We start from the raw sequence: 2,511 nt of genomic DNA, 5'->3' as shown, positions 1-2,511 counted from the left end.
CATTGAAGTCTTCAACGCTGTCATGCTCACCGGCAGCGTCAGCGGTGCGGCCCGCCTGATCAATGTGACCCAGCCCGCTGTCAGCCGCATCCTGCAACATGCCGAGCTGCAGCTGGGTTTCGCCCTCTTCCAGCGCAGCAAGGGCCGGCTGATGCCGACATCCGAAGCGCTGACGCTCTACCCGCATATTGAACGGCTGTTTGCCCAGCTTGACGAGGTGCAGCGCCTGGCGGCCAACCTCAAGGCGGGTGAAAGCGCCAGGGAACTTCGCATCCTGACAGTGCTGGCGCTCAGCTATGAAATCCTTCCGCAGGCGATCAAGCTCTTCCAGGTCAGGCACGCTGACGTGGCCATTACCGTGCGGGCACTGCATTCGCCGCAAATTGTCTCTGCACTGGCGCTGCAGGAAGCCGATGTCGGCTTTCTCTTCAGCCCGGCGGTGCACTCGGCGCTGGCGCAGGAGCACCTTGCCGAGGGCCGCATGGTGTGCGTTGCGCCCAAAGGCATGCTCCCTGCGCGCCTGGTCAAGCGCGGCAGTGTGACGCTCGAGGACCTCACCAAGGTGCCGGTGGTCGGGCTGGATGTGATGGACCCTGTGGGCCGCAGCCTCAACCAGGCGTGCCGCGAAGCGGGGGTGGGCCTCGAATTCCACATCACCGTGCAGACCTACCATTCGGCATTGGCCCTGGCCCACCACGGGCTGGGTATTGCGGTGATTGACACCTGCACGGCGGCGTCCGCCGACCTGACGCGTGTGGACCTGCTGGAGTTGCAGCCCCTGATCCCCGTGCCGATCAACGCATTGCTGCCTGCGGGCAAGCCCGGCTCGGTCATCGTGCGGTCTTTTGTGAAATGCTTCCAGCAAGCCCTGACGCAACGCGCTTCAGCACCAGCGCTGCGAAAGGCCTGAAGGTCATCAGCGCTCCAGCATGCGGCTGATGCGTTGCGCAGAGCCGAACGCCAGGGTGAAGCCCAGGGCGCCATGGCCGGTGTTGAACAACAGGTTGGCCGGGCCTTTCGCATGCGTGCCAATGACCGGCAGCCCCGTGGGTGTTGCCGGGCGCATGCCCGCCCAGGGGCTGAGGGTTTCAAAGTGGCTGCAACCGGGAAAAACCGTTTGGGTCGACGCTTTCAGCGAAGCAATCTGCGCCGGGTCGACGGCGGTGTCATAACCCGACAGCTCGGCCATGCCCGCCACGCGCAGGCGCGAACCGATGCGGGCGAACACCACCTTGCGGGCGCTGTCGGTGACGCTCACCTGCGGCGCCGCGTCATCGCCCGGCGCGACATCGACCGTGATGCTGTAGCCCTTCAGCGGGTAAACCGGAAGATGCACACCCAGCGCGCGCGCCATGCGCGCGGACCCGGCGCCCAGCGCCATCACATACCGGTCGGCTTCGAGATGGCCTTGCGGTGTGGCGACAGCGGCGACACGGCCCCCGCGTACCACCAACTGTTCGATGGGCGTGTCCAGCAGGAAGCGCACGCCCTCGCGGCGCAGAACGGTGAACAGGCCATCGCACGTTTTCTGGCAGTCGGCGGCACACTCGCCCGGTGTGTAGATGGCGCCGGCAATCTGACCGTGCCGGCTTTTCAGTGCAGGCTCAATCTCCACGCAGCGGTCGGCGCTGACGGCTTCCTGGGCGCTGCCCAGCTCGCGTTGCAGCAGCATCTGTCTGCGCGCCGCGGCAAATGCGGCATCGCTTGAGTACAGCACCAGTTTGCCGGTGGCTGAGAAATCGCAGTCCAGCTTCTCCTCGGCCATCATCGCGTCAAAGGACTGGCGGCTGAGCGCTGCCAGCGACAGCAAATGGCTGGTGGTATCGCGTGAGGTCTTGCTGTTGCATGCCGCCAGAAATTGCACACCCCACAACCACTGGCGCACATCGAGGCGGGGCCGCAGCTTTAACGGGGAGGAGGGCGACAGCAGCAGCTTGGGAAGTTGGCGCCAGATGGCGGGGTCTGCGAGCGGCTGGACATAGGAGTAGCTCAGTTGTGCGCCGTTGCCGCCGCTGGCGCCGCTGCCGGGGCCGGCGCGGTCCACCACTGTCACTTCGTGGCCGGCACGCCGCAAACTGTAAGCGGTTGCCAGTCCCACGATTCCCGCACCGAGCACGCACACATGCATAGAAGCCTTTTTGTTCGCTGAAAGAGCGCCACTTTACGCAGCGGGTGCTGGTTTGAACAATGCTGAATGCGTGAGGGCTATGACGTGCGGTTATGCCTTCTGCCACAGGGCCGCGGGGCGGCTTGGCGGATTTTGGGTAAACCATGAGTTTCTGTCATGGGTTTGCCCCGAAAATGAATGGCACGTATCGCGCGGCTGTTCCTACACTAGGGCCTGTTAACACTATGTTTGCAAATGCGAATTGGGTAAAAACGGCGCCAATCAAGGCGCGCGACGATGCCCAGACCGGGAGTCTGGGTGAGGAGCGCAACGCCGAGTGGCGCCGTTTTTACCCGATTCCCTCCGGGTTGCGATCAAAAAGGCCCTGCGCGGCGTTGCAAAGC

The 2,511-nt window shown here is 64.2% G+C and carries 3 protein-coding genes; 2 read left to right on the top strand and 1 reads right to left on the bottom strand.

All coding sequences use genetic code 11. The features are described from left to right. Nucleotide 1 precedes the first annotated feature (1 nt). On the top strand, nucleotides 2-910 hold the full coding sequence (locus AC1D0Z_RS19510) for a LysR family transcriptional regulator (RefSeq protein ID WP_477659834.1): 909 nt from the start codon (nucleotides 2-4) through the stop codon (nucleotides 908-910). A 6-nt stretch (nucleotides 911-916) separates the two neighbouring features. On the opposite strand, the gene AC1D0Z_RS19505 is transcribed toward AC1D0Z_RS19510, so the two are convergent. Then, entirely contained in the window at nucleotides 917-2,128 is a 1,212-nt protein-coding gene (locus AC1D0Z_RS19505) for a D-amino acid dehydrogenase (protein WP_477659833.1), read from the bottom strand. Between the two features lie 143 nt (nucleotides 2,129-2,271). Between AC1D0Z_RS19505 and AC1D0Z_RS19500 the strand changes: the two genes are divergently transcribed. Continuing rightward, nucleotides 2,272-2,511, top strand: a 240-nt coding sequence (locus AC1D0Z_RS19500; RefSeq protein WP_477659832.1) for a hypothetical protein, incomplete at its 3' end; no start/stop codon positions are given.

This window comes from Polaromonas sp. P1_E3, from assembly GCF_056405935.1.
The sequence above is the reverse complement of the archived record's forward strand: the minus strand, read 5'-3'. Positions and strand labels throughout refer to the sequence as shown.

What these genes read in the sequence shown, in the direction of transcription:
- AC1D0Z_RS19505 (WP_477659833.1), bottom strand. Translation starts at nt 2,128, where the DNA reads ATGCATGTGTGCGTGCTCGGTGCGGGAATCGTGGGACTGGCAACCGCT.